The organism is Streptomyces sp. NPDC111802, assembly GCF_055634335.1.
On record NZ_JBVKCZ010000010.1, the window covers coordinates 102,902 to 117,788 of the forward strand.

General features: G+C 71.7%; 12 protein-coding genes and 1 pseudogene. 5 read left to right on the top strand and 8 right to left on the bottom strand.

Annotated features, from left to right (window positions below; all coding sequences use genetic code 11):
* Positions 1-24: 24 nt before the first annotated feature.
* Entirely contained in the window at positions 25-381 is a 357-nt protein-coding gene (locus ACZ7NC_RS13180; RefSeq protein ID WP_471487644.1) for a luciferase domain-containing protein, read from the top strand.
* A gap of 19 nt (positions 382-400) precedes the next feature.
* On the opposite strand, the gene ACZ7NC_RS13185 is transcribed toward ACZ7NC_RS13180, so the two are convergent.
* Positions 401-985, bottom strand: coding sequence for a TetR/AcrR family transcriptional regulator (locus tag ACZ7NC_RS13185; RefSeq protein ID WP_471487646.1), 585 nt, complete (start codon positions 983-985; stop codon positions 401-403).
* A gap of 92 nt (positions 986-1,077) precedes the next feature.
* On the opposite strand from ACZ7NC_RS13185, the gene ACZ7NC_RS13190 reads away from it, so the two are divergent.
* Together ACZ7NC_RS13190 and ACZ7NC_RS13195 are read left to right on the top strand one after the other, a co-directional pair.
* A complete protein-coding gene (locus tag ACZ7NC_RS13190; RefSeq protein WP_471487648.1) occupies positions 1,078-1,506 on the top strand; it encodes a nuclear transport factor 2 family protein in 429 nt (142 codons plus the stop codon).
* On the top strand, positions 1,503-2,345 hold the full coding sequence (locus ACZ7NC_RS13195; protein WP_471487650.1) for an NmrA family NAD(P)-binding protein: 843 nt from the start codon (positions 1,503-1,505) through the stop codon (positions 2,343-2,345). Before ACZ7NC_RS13190 ends, ACZ7NC_RS13195 begins: the two co-directional genes overlap by 4 nt.
* Positions 2,346-2,366: 21 nt before the next feature.
* On the opposite strand, the gene ACZ7NC_RS13200 is transcribed toward ACZ7NC_RS13195, so the two are convergent.
* On the bottom strand, positions 2,367-3,371 hold the full coding sequence (locus tag ACZ7NC_RS13200; RefSeq protein WP_471487652.1) for an esterase/lipase family protein: 1,005 nt from the start codon (positions 3,369-3,371) through the stop codon (positions 2,367-2,369).
* 252 nt (positions 3,372-3,623) lie between these two features.
* Between ACZ7NC_RS13200 and ACZ7NC_RS13205 the strand changes: the two genes are divergently transcribed.
* Entirely contained in the window at positions 3,624-4,367 is a 744-nt protein-coding gene (locus tag ACZ7NC_RS13205; protein WP_471487654.1) for a DUF1775 domain-containing protein, read from the top strand.
* Between the two features lie 30 nt (positions 4,368-4,397).
* Here the strand turns inward: ACZ7NC_RS13205 and ACZ7NC_RS13210 are convergent, their stop codons facing one another.
* Genes ACZ7NC_RS13210 through ACZ7NC_RS13220 form a run of 3 tightly spaced genes read right to left on the bottom strand, consistent with a single transcriptional unit; the run spans position 4,398 to position 8,039 of the window.
* A complete protein-coding gene (locus ACZ7NC_RS13210) occupies positions 4,398-5,249 on the bottom strand; it encodes a PaaX family transcriptional regulator (protein WP_471487656.1) in 852 nt (283 codons plus the stop codon).
* Between the two features lie 52 nt (positions 5,250-5,301).
* Positions 5,302-6,681 (bottom strand): alpha/beta hydrolase family protein, encoded by a 1,380-nt coding sequence (locus tag ACZ7NC_RS13215; RefSeq protein ID WP_471487658.1) that lies wholly within the window; start codon positions 6,679-6,681, stop codon positions 5,302-5,304.
* Positions 6,678-8,039, bottom strand: a complete 1,362-nt coding sequence (locus ACZ7NC_RS13220) for an MFS transporter (protein WP_471487660.1) — start codon at positions 8,037-8,039, stop codon at positions 6,678-6,680. Before ACZ7NC_RS13220 ends, ACZ7NC_RS13215 begins: the two co-directional genes overlap by 4 nt.
* A gap of 350 nt (positions 8,040-8,389) precedes the next feature.
* Between ACZ7NC_RS13220 and ACZ7NC_RS13225 the strand changes: the two genes are divergently transcribed.
* Complete coding sequence (locus ACZ7NC_RS13225; RefSeq protein WP_471487662.1) at positions 8,390-10,030, top strand: sigma-70 family RNA polymerase sigma factor; 1,641 nt, start codon at positions 8,390-8,392, stop codon at positions 10,028-10,030.
* A 56-nt stretch (positions 10,031-10,086) separates the two neighbouring features.
* On the opposite strand, the pseudogene ACZ7NC_RS13230 reads toward ACZ7NC_RS13225, so the two are convergent.
* The 3 genes and pseudogenes from ACZ7NC_RS13230 to ACZ7NC_RS13240 all read right to left on the bottom strand — a co-directional run.
* A pseudogene (locus ACZ7NC_RS13230) lies at positions 10,087-10,176 on the bottom strand (hypothetical protein); the annotation flags it as partial.
* Between the two features lie 13 nt (positions 10,177-10,189).
* A complete protein-coding gene (locus tag ACZ7NC_RS13235) occupies positions 10,190-12,637 on the bottom strand; it encodes a SpoIIE family protein phosphatase (protein WP_471487664.1) in 2,448 nt (815 codons plus the stop codon).
* 172 nt (positions 12,638-12,809) lie between these two features.
* Positions 12,810-14,885: a SpoIIE family protein phosphatase gene (locus tag ACZ7NC_RS13240; RefSeq protein WP_471487666.1), complete on the bottom strand. Its 2,076-nt coding sequence runs from the start codon at positions 14,883-14,885 to the stop codon at positions 12,810-12,812.
* Positions 14,886-14,887: the final 2 nt, after the last annotated feature.

The following is a 14,887-nucleotide window of genomic DNA, read 5'->3' on the forward strand; positions in this document are numbered from 1 at the left end:
CGGTGAGCGCACGATGATGGGGTCATGACCACGGCCTTACGTGCCATGACACAACTGGCGAGCTGGCCCGACCTCGCGGAGGCCCCGCCCAGCTGCGGTACCGGCCGGGCATTGCGCTCGGCAGGTGCCGAGATCGTGCACTTCCACTCGGACCACAGCGTCGACCTGCATCTCACGGCCAGGACGATCCGTTGCTTCCAGGACGAGCTGAAGAACTCCACGGCCGTCCGGCTGGTGCCCGATTCGCAGTGGGTCACCATCCATCTGGACTGCGACTCGGACATCGACCTGCTCATGACGCTGGCGAGCGCCGCTCTGCAGGCCCATCAGAGGTGGCCAGGTCCGGACGGGGCCTCGTCCGCCTGGTGCAACGGTCACTGACCCGGCGTCGAGGACCGGTTCAGGCGTTGCCGCCGAGAACCCCGGCACTGAACGCCGCCAGCTGTCCCCGCAGTTCCTCCCGCGGCACCCCCTTCACCCCGGCCAGATATTCGACGAGGTCGGCCCGGATGGCCGCGAGCAGCGCATGGGCGGTGAAGGCGCTCTCGGCCACGCCGGGGACCTGGTCCAGGAGGTCCTGGAGCAGGGCGTGCCAGCGCTCGTAGTGCTCCGTGAGATAGGGGCTGTCCGCCCCGTTGCCCTCCAGGGCCAGCGCGAGATGGCGGTTGTCGAGCTTGAAGCACAGGACGGCGTCGAGCAGTGCCGGTACGCGCTGCAACGGCGGCGTGATGGGGCCCAGCGGTGGAGGGCCCTCCTCGATCGCGGTCCTCAGGGGTTCGAGTCGCGCGGCGTACAGCGCGCGGATCAGGCCGGTCCGGTCGCCGAAGGCGCGGAAGAGGGTCCCCTTGCCGACGCCGGCCGCTGCCGCGATGTCCGCCATCGTGACCTCTTCGGTGCTTTCGCACTCGGTGAAGAGGGTGTCGGCTGCCGCGAAGACGGCCGCCCGGTTACGGGCCGCGTCCTTTCGGGGCTTGCGCTCGGTCATGGGCTCCTCCGGTTGCGATGCGGACCGGCGGTCCGTATCGTTCGAACGGTGAAGCGGACCGCTGGTCCGTATCGTACGGCAAGGAGACACTCATGCCCGCGACCACCTCACCGGGGGACCTCTACCGCCACAGCCTGCGGCTGCTGCTGGACAAGGACATCGCCGCCTGGGTCGGCCTGTGGACCGAGCACGGCGTCATGGAGTTCCCGTTCGCGCCGCCGGGCTGGCCCGAGCGGCTGGAGGGCCGGGAGGCCATCGCCTCCTACATGCGCGACTACCCCGACCACATAGACCTGCACGACTTCCCCGACCTGCGGATCCACCGGACGACCGACCCCGGGACCATCGTGGTCGAGATGCGCGGTGTGGGCCGTATGGTCGAGACGGGCGGTGACTTCGACATGACCTACATCGCCGTCGTGACCGTCGAGGACGGGCGCTTCACCTCCTACCGCGACTACTGGAACCCCCTCGCCGTCAGCGAACCCGGCATGGACTTCACCGGGAGCGGCGCCCGATGACCTCCACGCGCACCACCCTGGTCATCGGCGCCACCGGCACCACTGGCAGCCGGACGGCGGCACAGCTGATCGCCGCCGGTCACCAGGTCAGGGCCGCCGGCCGCCGGGCCATCGCGCTGCCCGGCGCGGACGCGGTCCGCTTCGACTGGTACGACGCCGACACCTTCGATGACGCCGTCCGCGGAGTCGACGGCGTCTACCTCGTGCCGCCGGTCGGTGATCCGGAGCCCGCCGCGGTCATGCTGCCGTTCCTCAAGCACGCGCGCTCCAACGGTGTGCGGCGCGCGGTACTGCTCAGCTCCTCCGCGATCCCCGTGGGCGGCCCGGCGGTGGGGGAGGTGCACCAGGCCCTGCCCGGCCTGTTCGACGAGTGGGCGGTGCTGCGGCCCTCGTGGTTCATGCAGAACTTCACTGGCGCACACGCCCACGCCGACAGCATCCGCGGGCACGGCGTCATCCGGACCGCGGCCGGCAGCGGACGCGTCGGATTCGTCGACGCCGACGACATAGCCGCCGTAGCGGTACACGCCCTGATCGACGAGCGGGCGCCCAATACCGACCTGGTCCTGACCGGTCCGCAGGCACTCAGCCACGACGACGTCGCCGCGATCGTCACCGAGGTCACCGGCCGTTCCGTGACCCACCACCGCCTGACCCACGACGACATGCGGGACCGGCTCGCCGAGGTGATCCCGCTCGAATTCGCCACGATGCTGGCCGGCATGGACCGTGCCATCGCCGAGGGCGCGGAGGACCGCACCACCGACACCGTCCGACGCGTCACCGGCCGCCCACCGAACGGCTTCCGGGCGGTCGCCGGGCGGGAGCTGACTCAGTGAACCATCGGGGTGTGCTCCGCCTCAGCCGCCGAGGAGGGGCAAGGCGAGACCGCAGCGCACCGGCTGGGCGTGCGCGGGATCGAGGGCGTTGCTCACGAGTTGGGCGGCGTTGCTGTCGTACGCCAGCGCCAGGTGGTCGGAGACGTCCTGCCGGCAGACGTCCTGGATCAGGATGTTCCGTACGGTCGCGCCCGGCCCCGCGGTCAGGAAGTTGTTCCGGTAGGGGGTGGCGAACTCGTCGAACCGGGTGGCGATGACGGTGTAGCGGACGCCCGGCTGTGTGTCGCCGTCCCGGTCCAGCTTCTGGTTCATCTCGGAGCCGACCATCTGATCCGACCAGGCCTGGCCGACGACGGCGGACATGGTCGGGTTGAGACCCAGCTTCGTGGTCAGCCTTCCGACACCGGAGATGTCCCCGCCGTGGTTGGACGGAGCGAGGGCGACCAGACCGCGCACCTTGTTGCGCTTCGGATGCGCGGGATTCGTACCGCCCTCGAACCGCAGATACCAGCGAGGGGTCGGGCCGCCACCCTGGGAGTGCCCGACGAGATCGACCTGGCGGGCACGGGTGGCCTTCAGCACGCGGTCGACGTAACGGGCGACCTGCTTGGCGGACTGCGCGATGGGGCCGGTGGCCTGGAACGGGCTGCCCGGTGCCCCGCCGTAGTTGGGCGCGAAGACGCAGTAGCCCTGCCGCTTCAGCCACGGGGACAGCATGCTCCAGTTGTTGAAGCGGTTGGCCGCGGAGCCGTGCAGCAGGACGACCGGGCGCGGATGCCAGCGTGTGGGCCGGCAGGTCCAGTCGTTCGCCCCGGCCGGTGAGGCATCCGGGTGGAGGAGCCCCCCGGCCATCGCCGTGGGGACGTCGAGGAGCCTGAGCGGCGGTCGCGGCGGTGTGGGGCCGTCGGCCGCGGTCGCCACGCCCTGCACGCCGGCCGTCAGCGACAGCGCGAGACCGGCACAGACGACGGCCCACCTGTTGCGCCGCCCGTGCGACCGTCTCCGGGAAACCATCCGATCCGACATTCGGGCCACTCCTCGCCTCAGAGCCGGCCGAGCGCCGACGCGAAGATCATCGAGGAGTCGGTCACCAATGCGCTCAACACCCGCTCGGGGCACCTCTTATGGAGCAGACGGCTTTCATCCGTCCAGCCCAGGCGGCACCGGCGAGAATTCTTGGGCACGTCCGGGAACTCACCCGGGTCTCCAACCGACTTGTGTGAAGAAGAGGCCGTTCACCGGCTGTTCCACCACGTTCTCGGTACAAGGGAGTCGTCCGTGTCCCGCTCCACTCTGACAGGCAGCCTGCGCCGTACCGGCGTCCTCACCTCGGTCGCCCTCGCGGTGGCCCTCGCCACCGCTGGACCGGCGGCGGCGCACGCGGAGGTGGAGGCCGAGGGCGCCCGGGCCCTCGACCAGAACGCCGAGTTGACCTTCTCCGCGGAGTCGGAGTCCGGCACGGCCGGGACAAGCAAGCTGGAAGTGATCCTGCCCGAGGGGATCAGCCCGCGGGACGTCACCTTCGAAGAAGGGCCCAAGGGGTGGAAGTTCGCCCCCACGAGCCGGGGCTACACGGTGTCCGGGCCGAAGCTGGCGGTGGGTGAGGACGTCGAGTACGTCGTGACCGTACGGCAGTTGCCGGATGCGAAGGAGGTGGTCTTCAAGACCCTCCAGAGCTACAGCGACGGCAAGGTCGACCGCTGGATCGAGCTGGAGGAGGAGGCCGAGGGAGACGGGCACGGGCACGGCCATCCCGCGCCCCGCCTCGCACTGAAGGCGGCCGCCCCGGGCGCCGTGCCGGTCAGCCCCACTCCCACGGACGCCCCGACCACCCCCTCCCCTTCGTCGGGCACCGCGTCGGACGAGCCCGCCGCCGAGAAGACCTCCGCGCGGCCCGTGGCGGACGACTCGAAGGACGACGACGGCATGCCCGTTGCCGTGCCCGTGGGCATCGGTGCGGCCGTGCTGGTGCTCGGTGGTGGTGTGTGGTGGATGCGCAAGCGCCGGAGCGGGTCCGCCTGAGGACAAGTGCCGGGCGGTGTCGCCGATCGCTCACCGCAGTGGGGTGGTCTCCAGCAGTTCGCGGGCCATCCGCAGCGCCGGCCGGGCGGTGTGGTCGGCGACGCGCCGGAAGGTCTCCTGGGCGGGCCGGGCCGGCCACTCCGGGGGAAGGTGGCGGGCCGGGAGCCTGGGATCGGTACGGATGGTCCACAGCCACTCGCTGACCAGCCGCAGCCGGGTGCCGATCGGGTCGTCCCCGGATCCGGCGTCCAGATGGGCCGTCCAGCGCTTGTCGAAGACGACGTAGCGGGTGGCGATGCTCTCCAGGTCCCAGGTGTCGCGGATCATCAGCTCGATGTCGGTGGCCTCGTCGGCCTGCGCGTGGAAGATCTTGACGTGGGCGGCGAGGCCGAGTTCCGAGACGATCCCGGCGACGTCCACGTTTCCCGGGGCGATCCACAGCCCGCTGTAGAGCGCGCCGAACCCGGACCAGGTGAGTTGCGAGCGCAGATCGTGGCGCTGCCGCTTCCAGGAGTCGGGCAGGGAGAAGCCGAGCAGGGTCCAGGAGCCGTCCCAGTCGTCGTTGACCGCGCTCTGCTGCCAGATGCGGGCCCGGCCGTCCTGGAGGACGCGTATCGCCTGCGGGGTCAGACCGAAGAACATCTTGCGGCCCTCGCGCTGGCGGCGCAGCAGACCCCGGTTGACCATGCGGGTCAGCGTGGAGCGTACGGCCTGCTCGCCGACCCCGACGCGGCCGAGCACGTCGATGATGCTGCCCGAGTAGACGCCCAGGTCGCCCTCCTCCAGGACATGGTTGCCGAAGAAGGCGAGCATGAGTGACTGCGGGCGCGGCTGCGGGCCCTCCGAGGTGTCCAGACCGTCCAGGATGTCGTCGTCCTCCACGGTGGCAAGGTTACGACCGCCCGCCGACGGCGCGGCGGGCGGTCGTACGGCTTCATCGGTTGTCGGCGGGGTGCGCGAGGTCGTAGGGGCGCAGGTAGGGGGTGGGGCGGTACCGCACATAGCGGGTGGGTGTCGTCGGATCGGCCTTCGTGGCACGGGAGTTGAGGGAATCCGGGTCGGTGCCGGCCCACTTGCCCGTGGTCAGGCGGTCCTCCAGGGTGTGCAGGGCGGCGAGCTGTTCGGCGGGGCTGAAGGTGCAGTGGCCGGCGTTGTCGGTGTAGGCCTGCCGCAGCAGCGACGCCGACCCGGCGGCGGTGACGGCCCGCTTCAGGGCGCTCTCCGTCTGGACGGGGACAAGGGCGTCGCCGATGGTGTGGACGGACAGCTGCGGCTTGGCCAGCTTGCCGGTGAAGGAGCTCGTGCTCGCCATCCAGGCGACGGCGTTCGGATCGGCGCTGATGCGCGGCGCGCGGTTGAGGGTGGCGAGGTCGGCGCGCAGGGACAGGCCGGCCTTCTGGTACAGCTCGGTCACCTCCTTGCGGACCGACGACTGCCCGAGGAGTTTCGCGTAGTCGACGCCGGTGTTCCAGGACATGTTGCCGCCGGCCCGGGTTTCGGCCTCCTGCCGCCAGCTGAAGGCGGGGAACTTCACCAGGCCCTTGACGGCTTCGTACTGGCCCGCCTGCTGGGCGTCCGAGTCGGTCGGGGCAGGCCGGGGCTGGGTCGGCTGGTTCCAGCCCGGGATGTTGTGCAGGGCGGCGGCCAGGGCGATGCGGGCCCGTCCGGCGGGCGTCGACTGCGCCGAGTCGACCGCGGCCGTCAGGGTGTCGGCCGCGCCGGCGGCGCTCTGCTGGTCCGGGAGGTTCACCAGCCGAATGTCGGCGTCGGGCGCGACGAGGGTCTTGAGGGCGAAGACCGGGTCGAGCGTGCTGTTCCAGTTGGCGACGCCGCCGTGGACGAGGCCGCACAGGGAGAGCGAGCCGTCGATCCGCTCCGGGTGGCGCTCGGCGATGGCGGTGGTGACCAGCCCGCCGTACGACTGCCCCCAGGCGATGGTGCGCGAAGCCGCCCCGAAGCGCTCGGTGAAGGCCGTGAGGGTGGCGAGCTGGTCCGGGACCGCGTCCGTCACCGCCCAGCCGGTGGTGGCGTAGGAGGACCCGATGAGGGCGTAGCCCCGCTGGAGGAGGAGGGCCTTCGTCGTGTCGTCCGGGGCGTCCTCGGCGGGGTTGGCCGGTCCGGGAGTGTAGCCGTGGCTGAAGAGCAGGACGGTGCCGTTCCAGTTGCCGGGAACATCCATCAAGTACGTTGCGCCCGAGGGGAGTTGGCCGTCCACGTGGGTGGTGCCGGGGGTGGCGGCGACGGCCGAGGCGGGGAGTGCGCTGACGGCGAGCAGCAGAGCTGCGGCAAGGGCGGTGCGGGTGCGGGTCGTCATGCGGTGATCTCCTCCGTGCGGGGGCTGGCGGGGAGTTCGGTCGCCGCGCCGGACAAGGACGTACGGCTGGTCTCGCGCACGAACCAGACGGTCAGCGCGGTGATGAGGGAGCCGCCGCAGATCAGCAGGGCGACGGGCGTGCCGTTGCCGCTTCCGGCGACCAGGCTTCCGGCGATCATGGGGGAGAAGCCGGCGCCGATGAGGGTGGCGCCCTGGTAGCCGAGGGACGCGCCGGTGTAGCGGACCCGGGTGCCGAACATCTCGGTGAGCAGGGCGCCCAGCGGGCCGTACATCATGGACTGGGCGATGCCGTGGCCGATGACGACGGCGAGGATCAGCGCGCCCGGGGACTTGGCGTCAATGAGCGCGAGGACGGGGAAGGCGGTGGCGGCCGAGAGGAGGGCGCCGGTGAGGACGACCGGGCGGCGGCCGACGCGGTCGGAGAGCGCGGAGGCGCAGGGCAGTACGACGAGGGCGACGGCGGCGGAGACCGTGAGCGCGGTGAGCACCTGCGGGCGGGCGTAGCCGATGCCGGTGGCGTACGCGATCAGGTAACTGGTCAGCAGGGACTGGGCGGTGAAGGCGCCGATGCCGACACAGCAGGCCAGCAGCAGGGCCCGGGGACGCCGCAGGACATCGACGATCGGCAGCCGGGCCTCGGCGCGGTCCTTCTTCACCTCGGCGAACAGTGGGCTCTCCACCACCTTCAGCCGGACGAACAGGCCCACGCCGAGCAGCACCACGCTCAGCAGGAACGGCACGCGCCAGCCCCAGGCCGTGAACTGGTCGCGGGGCATGGCGACCACGAGGGTGACGACGAGCGAGGACAGCAGGGAGCCGAGCGGCGCTCCCATCTGCGTGAAGCTGGACCACAGACCGCGGCGCCGCTCCCCGGCGTGCTCGACGACCATCAGCGTGGCGCCGCCCCACTCACCGCCGATGGCGATGCCTTGCAGGACACGCAGGGCGATCAGCAGGACCGGCGCCCAGATGCCGATCGTGTCGTACGTCGGCAGCAGGCCGATGAGGAAGCTGGCGCCGCCCATCAGGCCCATGGTGAGCAGCAGCATCGACTTGCGGCCGAGCCGGTCGCCGAAGTGCCCGAAGACGATGCCGCCGAGCGGGCGGGCGGCATAGCCGGCGGCGAAGGTGCCGAACGCGGCGATCGTGCCTACGGCGGGGTCGGCGCCCGGGAAGAACAGCTCGCCGAAGACGAGCGCGGCGACCGTGCCGTAGACGAGGAAGTCGTAGAACTCCACGGCCGTTCCGAGCAACCCGGACAGGGCGACTCTGCGCAGCTGCCGGATTCGCTCGGGGGGCGTGGACGGTGACGGTGATGCTGCGGGGGACGGGGACATCGCGGTCTCCCTTGACCGGGGGAAGGACACCGCGAAAGTAGGCTCTGTGGTTACCGCCGTCAAGAAAGTGCACAACATTGATGGCCGACCGATCGTGTCCGGGTGGCCCGCCGGCGGCAGGTGTGGAGGACGAGCGAGGCCATTCGTCTCATATCCGTACGTTCCGAACTTCCCAACCCCTTTGCGTCCGCGCCGATGTGACGTTCCCCATTGCGCGGCCGGTCGGGCCTCGTGAGGCTCTCGGGGAACACGCGTCCGAAGAATCTCCGAAGAACTGTTATCCGCGGTCCACCGAGCGATCTCCCAGGTATCGGACAGCATCGTTCGGCGTCGAGGACAGGGAAGTTTTGATGAGTACAGAGCGCACGAGGGATCTCGCGGCACTGGTGGACGCCGCTCGCAGCGGCGACCCGCAGGCTCAGGACGCCCTGGTCAGTGCGTACCTCCCGTTGGTCTACAACATTGTGGGGAGGGCTCTGAACGGCTCCGTCGACGTCGACGACGTGGTGCAGGAGACCATGCTGCGCGCGCTGGACGCGCTCGGCGGTCTGCGTACTCCCGAGAGTTTCCGGTCCTGGCTCGTGGCGATCGCGATGAACCAGGTCCGCGCGCACTGGCACGACCGGCAGTCCGCCCCGGGCGGCGTCGAGGAGGCCGAGGACCTGGCGGATCCGGGCGCCGACTTCGTGGACCTGACCATCGTGCAGCTCCAACTGTCCGGCCAACGCCAGGAGACGGCACGCGCCACCCGCTGGCTGGAGCCCGACGACCGGGGGCTGCTGTCGCTGTGGTGGCTGGAATGCGCCGGTCAGCTGACGCGGGCCGAGGTCGCGGCGGCCCTGGAGCTGTCGCCGCAGCACACGGCGGTACGGGTGCAGCGGATGAAGGCGCAGCTGGAGGCGGCCCGGGTGGTGGTACGGGCGCTCGACGCGCGGCCTCGATGCGAGGAACTGCAGGGTGTGCTCACGGCCTGGGACGGCCGGCCTTCGGCGCTGTGGCGCAAGCGAATAGCCAGACATGCCCGGAGTTGTGCGCATTGCTCCGGGCTGTGGAGCGGGCTGATGCCCGCCGAAGGGCTCCTGGCCGGTCTCGCGTTGGTCGCCGCGGCGCCCGCGCTGCTGGAGAGAGTGCTGTCCGCCTCCGGCGGGATGGCCCCGGTCGGCTCGGCCTCCCTGGTGAGCGAGTCACCGGGCCACGCCGGTTCTGGGTCGACTGCCGGGCACCGCGCCGCACGTGGCCGGGCGATGTCCCGTGGCGAGGCCCGTCGTCGTCGGCGTACCAAGCGCCGGGCCGTCGGAGGCGCCGTCGTGGCGGCCTGCGTCGCGGGTGGCGGACTCTGGTACTTCGACTCCGACCCCGGCACCCGGACCGAGGAGCCGACCGCCGCGCGAACCGCCGGCGCCCCGGTGGCGGAACTGTCGGCGTCCGGTCCCGTGGAGACCTCGGCGCCCGCATCCAAGTCCCCGTCGCCGTCCGCCTCGCCGTCGAAGAAGGCGCCGAGCCCTTCCAAGTCCCCCACACCGACCAGGAAGGCCACGCCTACTCCCCGGCCCACCCCTCGGCCGACGAGGACCGCGACCAGCACGCCCCAGGTGCAGTCGGCGCCGACCGACACCGTCGGGCAGGTGGTCGCGTTGGTGAACAAGGAGCGGGCCGACGCCGGCTGCGGACCGCTGGCCGAGGACTCCCTGCTGAACAAGGCCGCGCAGGGCCACTCCGAGGACATGGCCGCCCGCGACTTCTTCGACCACACCAACCCGGACGGCGCCGACCCCGGCCAGCGCATCACCGCGGCCGGCTACCGCTGGTCCACCTATGGGGAGAACATCGCCCAGGGCCAGCAGACCCCGGAGGCCGTGATGGACTCCTGGATGAACAGCCCCGGCCACCGCGCCAACATCCTCAACTGCTCGTTCAAGGACATCGGGGTCGGCATCCACGACGGTCCCGGCGGCCCTTGGTGGACCCAGAACTTCGGCGCCAAGCTGTGAGCCGACAACTGCTCGACCGCGTCGTCGAGATCGGCGTCCGCGTGGATCAACACGGGGGCCCTTCCGCCGAGTTCGAGATGCGGCCGCTTGAGGTCGGCGGCGGCGATCTCCTGTTCCGCGACCCGACGTGACCGACCGACTGACACCCCGGTCCAGGGCTCAAGTGCCCGAATCCGTCTGATCCGTCGACAAGGGCTGCTCGGTCCAGATGGTCTTCCTGTTACGGCCGTAGCGTGTGCCCCAGCGCTCGGACAGCTGGGCCACCAGGAACAGGCCGCGCCCGCCCTCGTCGAAGTTGCCGGCCTGGCGCAGGTGGGGGGAGGTGCTGCTGGAGTCGGAGACCTCGCAGATGAGTTGGCCGTCGCGGATCAGCCGCAGCACGACCGGGCCACCGGCGTACCGGTAGGCGTTCGTGACCAGTTCGCTCACGATCAGCTCCGTGGTGAAGGTCAACTCCTCCAGCCCCCACTCGGCCAGCCGCTCGCTCACCAGCGTGCGGGCCCGGCCCGCCGCGGTGGGCCCGGCCGACAACTCCCAGGTGGCCACCTTCTTCGCCGCCAGCACCCGGGTGCGGCCCAGCAGCAGGGTGACGTCGTCGGCGGGCCGGTCGGGGAGCATCGCGTCCTCCACCGCCTTGCAGGTGTGCTCCAGCGACCGTGCCGGATCTGCCAGCGCGCCCCGCAGCAGGTCCAGTCCCTGGTCGATGTCGCGGTCGCCGGCCAGCAGGAGGCCGTCGCTGTACAGGGCGATCAGGCTGCCCTCCGCCAGTTCGAGCTCGACCGACTCGAACGGCAGCCCGCCCAGGCCCAGCGGTGGTCCGGCAGGGAGGTCGACCGGGCGCACCCGGCCGTCCGGCCCCAGCACGGTCGGCGGCGGGTGGCCCGCGCGCGCCATCGCACAGTGCCGGGAGACCGGATCGTAGATCGCGTACAGACAGGTCGCGCCCACGATCTGCGGGGCGTTCGCCTCCGTCTCCCGCTGTTCGGTGGCCAGCTGGTCCACCAGGTCGTCGAGCCGGGCGAGAACCTCGTCCGGGGCCAGGTCGAGGTGGGCCAGGGTGCGCACGGAGGCGCGCAGTCGGCCCATGGTCGCCGAGGCGTGCATGCCATGGCCGACCACGTCGCCGACCACCAGCGCGACGCGCAGCCCCGACAGCGGGATGACGTCGAACCAGTCCCCGCCGACCCCCGTGGAAGCCCTCGCGGGCAGGTAGCGGTAGGCCGTCTCGACCGCCGGGTGCTCGGGCACCTCACTCGGCAGCAGACTGCGCTGCAGGGCCTCGGCGGCCTCGTGCTGCTGGGTGTAGCGGCGGGCGTTGTCGATGCAGACCGCGGCCCTGGCGGCGAACTCCTCCGCCAGGGTGAGGTCGTCCTCCTCGAAGGGCTCCGGCCGTTTCGCGCGCCACAGGCAGACCACGCCGAGGACGACACCGCGCGCGGCCAGCGGCACCACCATCAGGGAGTGGACGCCCATCGCGAGTGCCTTCTCGGCCCGTTCCGGCTCCGCGGCGAACCATCCGCCAGTGTCCTCCAGGATCGGATCGAGGACCGGACGTCGTTCGGCCAGACAGCGTGCCGGGGCCGTCTCCTCGGGGAAGGAGAACAGATGGCCCGCCGGATGCATCACCTGGTGTGCCTCCGGCAGGATGCTGTCCGCCGCCATCCTGCGCAGCGGGCCCCTGGCGTCGGGGGACGGCTCCTCCCCGCGGGTCACGGGTTCGAGCAGATCGACCGAGACGGCGTCGGCGAGCGCGGGAACCGCGACCTCGGCCAGCTCACGCGCCGTCCTGGCCACGTCCAGGGTGCTCCCGAGCCTGGTGCCGGCCTCGTTGAGCAGCGCGAGCCGCCGACGCGCCCGGTGGCGGTCGGTGACGTCCTCGACGATTTCGGTGATGCCCAGCACCCGGCCGGAGGGGTCCTGCATCCGGAAGGCGGAGATGGAGACGAACAGTTCCTTCTGGGGGTCCCCCATCAACCGGCAGGGCTGCTCGGCGAAGATCAAGGGCTCACCCGTCTCGAGCACCCGCCGGAGCCTGTCCTCGACCAGTGCCGCGTCCGGGCCGAGCAGGAAGTCGGCGGTGCGAAGCCCGCGGTATGCGTCGGCCGACAGTCCGCCGAACCGTGCGATGGCCCGGTTCACCCGCAGCAGGCGCAGGTCAGGGCCGAGCACCGCGACCCCCACCGGGGACCGGCGGAAGAAGCCGTCCAGCATGGCCCGGTCGATCTCCCACTGCACGAGGTCCTCGGCGAGCGAGCCGACGAGGAGCCACTCGACGGTGGAGTCCAGCCGCTGCACCCTCCGGGCCCGGAACCCCACGTACACGCGGTGGCCCGCGCCGTGCCGGACCGGCAGCAGCCCGAACCAGCCGCGCTCGCGCAGGCACTCGGCGGTGGCCTCGGCGATCAGGGCCTCGTCCCCCCTGTCGACCAGGACCTCGCCCACGTGCCGGCCCAGCACCTCCTCCGCCCGGTGCCCGAGGAGCGTGGTGGCCTGTTCGCTCCAGGCGACGATCCGTCCTCGGCCGTCCAGCACGGCGGACGCCGACCGGTGGATCGAGAACGGATCCTCCGGGCTCTCGCTGAGCGTCGTCGGGGATGTGTTGTGCATCGCCCACCCATCTCGCACCGTTCGCGGGCCGGTAGTGCGGCGTTCCGGGGCGCTCCCGCCGTTCCGGATGCCTGGCTTTGCAGCGACTCACCCCCAGTATCGGCTCTGCGGGCACCGCGTGCCTCGTCGTCGCGGCCGGGGCGGGCTGTCCGTTCCCGGACGGACGTCCAGGTCACCGGGGAAGCGCCCGGGCGAGGAGAACCGCCACGTCGTCGTCCGCCGTGTCGGGCATGACGTGGGCCAGGAGGTCGTCGCAGATGTCCTCCAGGGGATGCTCGGGATGCCGCAGCGCCTGGGCCAGACGGCGCATGCCCTGGTCGAGGTCGGTTCCGCGGGTCTCGATCAGACCGTCGGTGTAGGTCACCAGGAGGCTGTGGGGAGGAAGGACCAGCTGCTGGACCTCGCAGTCCTGCCCGCCCACGCCCAGCGGCGGGCCCGCGGGTCCCTCCAGGAAGGCGACCGCTCCCCGCCCGTCGGCGAACACGGGCGGCGGGTGGCCCGCCCGGGCGATCAGACAGCGGCCGGTGCCCGGATCGTGAACGGCGTACAGGCAGGTGGCCATCTCGTTGTCGCCCAGGTCCGCGACGGCGGCGTCCAGGAATCGCAGCACCTGGTCGGGCGAGGTGTCCCGGCGTGCCAGGGTCCGTACGGCGGTGCGCAACTGTCCCATGACCGCCGCCGCGTGGATGCCGTGCCCCATCACGTCGCCGATCACCAGGGCGGTCCGGTCGCCCGACAGGGCGATGGCGTCGAACCAGTCGCCGCCCACCTCGTTGTCGCCCGCTGGCAGATAACGGCCGGTGAGTTCCAGTCCGCTGACGGTGGGCAGCGAGGGGTTCATCAGGCTGCGCTGGAGGGTGAGTGCGGCGTCGCGTTCCCGGCTGTACATGCGCGCGTTGTCGATGTTCAGCGCGGCTCGGGCGACCAGCTCGTCGATCAGCAGCGTGTCCTGGTCGTCGAAGGGCTCCCGGGCACGGGTACGGGTGACCACCACCGCGCCGAGTACGGTGCCCCGGGCCACCAGCGGGACCAGCCGCGCCGCGCCCACGCGGGAGCGCAGGTAGTCGCGCAGCCGGTCGACGCCGGGGGTGTTGACCAGCGGGCCGATGTCGCTCTGGTACAGGTTCATGGGACGCCCGGCGGTCATGATCTGCTCGTACACCGAGCCGGGCGGGACCTGAAGGGTCATGCCGACCGTGAGGAGGTCGGCCGGCGCAGCCGGATCGGTGAAGACCGCCGCGACGCGGCGAACCACGCCGTGCGCCGACGCGGCGGTCTCGTCCGGGGCCAGCGCCTCCTCCAGCAGCTGGACGTCGGCGGAGTCCGCGAGCCGGGGCACCAGGACGCGGACCACCTCCCGCGCCGTCTGCGCCAGGTCCAGCGTGGAACCCATCTGGGTGCCCGCCTCCGCCAGCAGCGCCAGGCGCTGCCGTGCCTGCTCCGCCTCCAGGTGGGCCCGCTGCCCCGCCGTGACGTCGATCAGCGAGGCGATCACGCCCACCGGCCGGCCGGTACCGCCGAGCAGCGGGGCGTAGGAGCAGGACCACGTCCGCCGCCGCGCCGGGTCGGCCGTGTCGGCCGTGTAACGGAAGTCCACCACCGCCTCACCCCGGTCGAGGACGCGCCGCATGACCGCCTCCAGCGCGCCGGCGCGGGGGGCGACGTCGGTCACGCGCCTGCCCACGTGCTCGGCCACCGGCACGCCGTCCATACGGGCCAGCGCCTCGTTGACCCGCAGGAAACGCAGGTCGGGGCCGAGCATGGCCAGGCCGATCGGGGACTGGGTGAACAACCCCTCCAGTGCGGCCAGCGCGTCCCGCATCCGCTCCACCGCGGAGGTCTCCGCCGCGATGGCCAGCACACCGGTCCGCCCACGCGCGTCCGCGATCGGACAGTGCCACATCTCCATGTCGACGAGGGTCCCGTCGCGGTGCCGCACCGGCAGCCGTCCGACCACCGCCGCACCCGTGTGCACCATGCGGCCCAGCCGCTCGGCCAGCTCGTGGTTCTCCTCGGGTACGAGTACGCGCATGGCCTCCTGGCCCACCATCTGCTCCGGGGTATGACCGAGCAGATCCTGCGCGGCCAGCGACCACTGCACCAGGCGGCCGTCGGAGTCGACCACCCACAGAGCGAGCGGAAGCAGATCCTGGAACACCCCCGCGTACCCCACCGCGGACGCGGGCGGGCCCGGCGTTTCGCCGATCGCGTCGTGTGCACTCGCACTGCGGTGACTCACGCTGGCCATGA

Excerpts from the sequence above, each read along its gene's own strand:
- ACZ7NC_RS13195 (WP_471487650.1), top strand. The coding sequence starts at position 1,503 with ATGACCTCCACGCGCACCACCCTGGTCATCGGCGCCACCGGCACCACT.
- ACZ7NC_RS13240 (WP_471487666.1), bottom strand. The coding sequence starts at position 14,885 with ATGGCCAGCGTGAGTCACCGCAGTGCGAGTGCACACGACGCGATCGGC.
- ACZ7NC_RS13200 (WP_471487652.1), bottom strand. The coding sequence starts at position 3,371 with ATGTCGGATCGGATGGTTTCCCGGAGACGGTCGCACGGGCGGCGCAAC.
- ACZ7NC_RS13185 (WP_471487646.1), bottom strand. The coding sequence starts at position 985 with ATGACCGAGCGCAAGCCCCGAAAGGACGCGGCCCGTAACCGGGCGGCC.
- ACZ7NC_RS13215 (WP_471487658.1), bottom strand. The coding sequence starts at position 6,681 with ATGACGACCCGCACCCGCACCGCCCTTGCCGCAGCTCTGCTGCTCGCC.
- ACZ7NC_RS13220 (WP_471487660.1), bottom strand. The coding sequence starts at position 8,039 with ATGTCCCCGTCCCCCGCAGCATCACCGTCACCGTCCACGCCCCCCGAG.
- ACZ7NC_RS13225 (WP_471487662.1), top strand. The coding sequence starts at position 8,390 with ATGAGTACAGAGCGCACGAGGGATCTCGCGGCACTGGTGGACGCCGCT.
- ACZ7NC_RS13235 (WP_471487664.1), bottom strand. The coding sequence starts at position 12,637 with ATGCACAACACATCCCCGACGACGCTCAGCGAGAGCCCGGAGGATCCG.
- ACZ7NC_RS13180 (WP_471487644.1), top strand. The coding sequence starts at position 25 with ATGACCACGGCCTTACGTGCCATGACACAACTGGCGAGCTGGCCCGAC.
- ACZ7NC_RS13190 (WP_471487648.1), top strand. The coding sequence starts at position 1,078 with ATGCCCGCGACCACCTCACCGGGGGACCTCTACCGCCACAGCCTGCGG.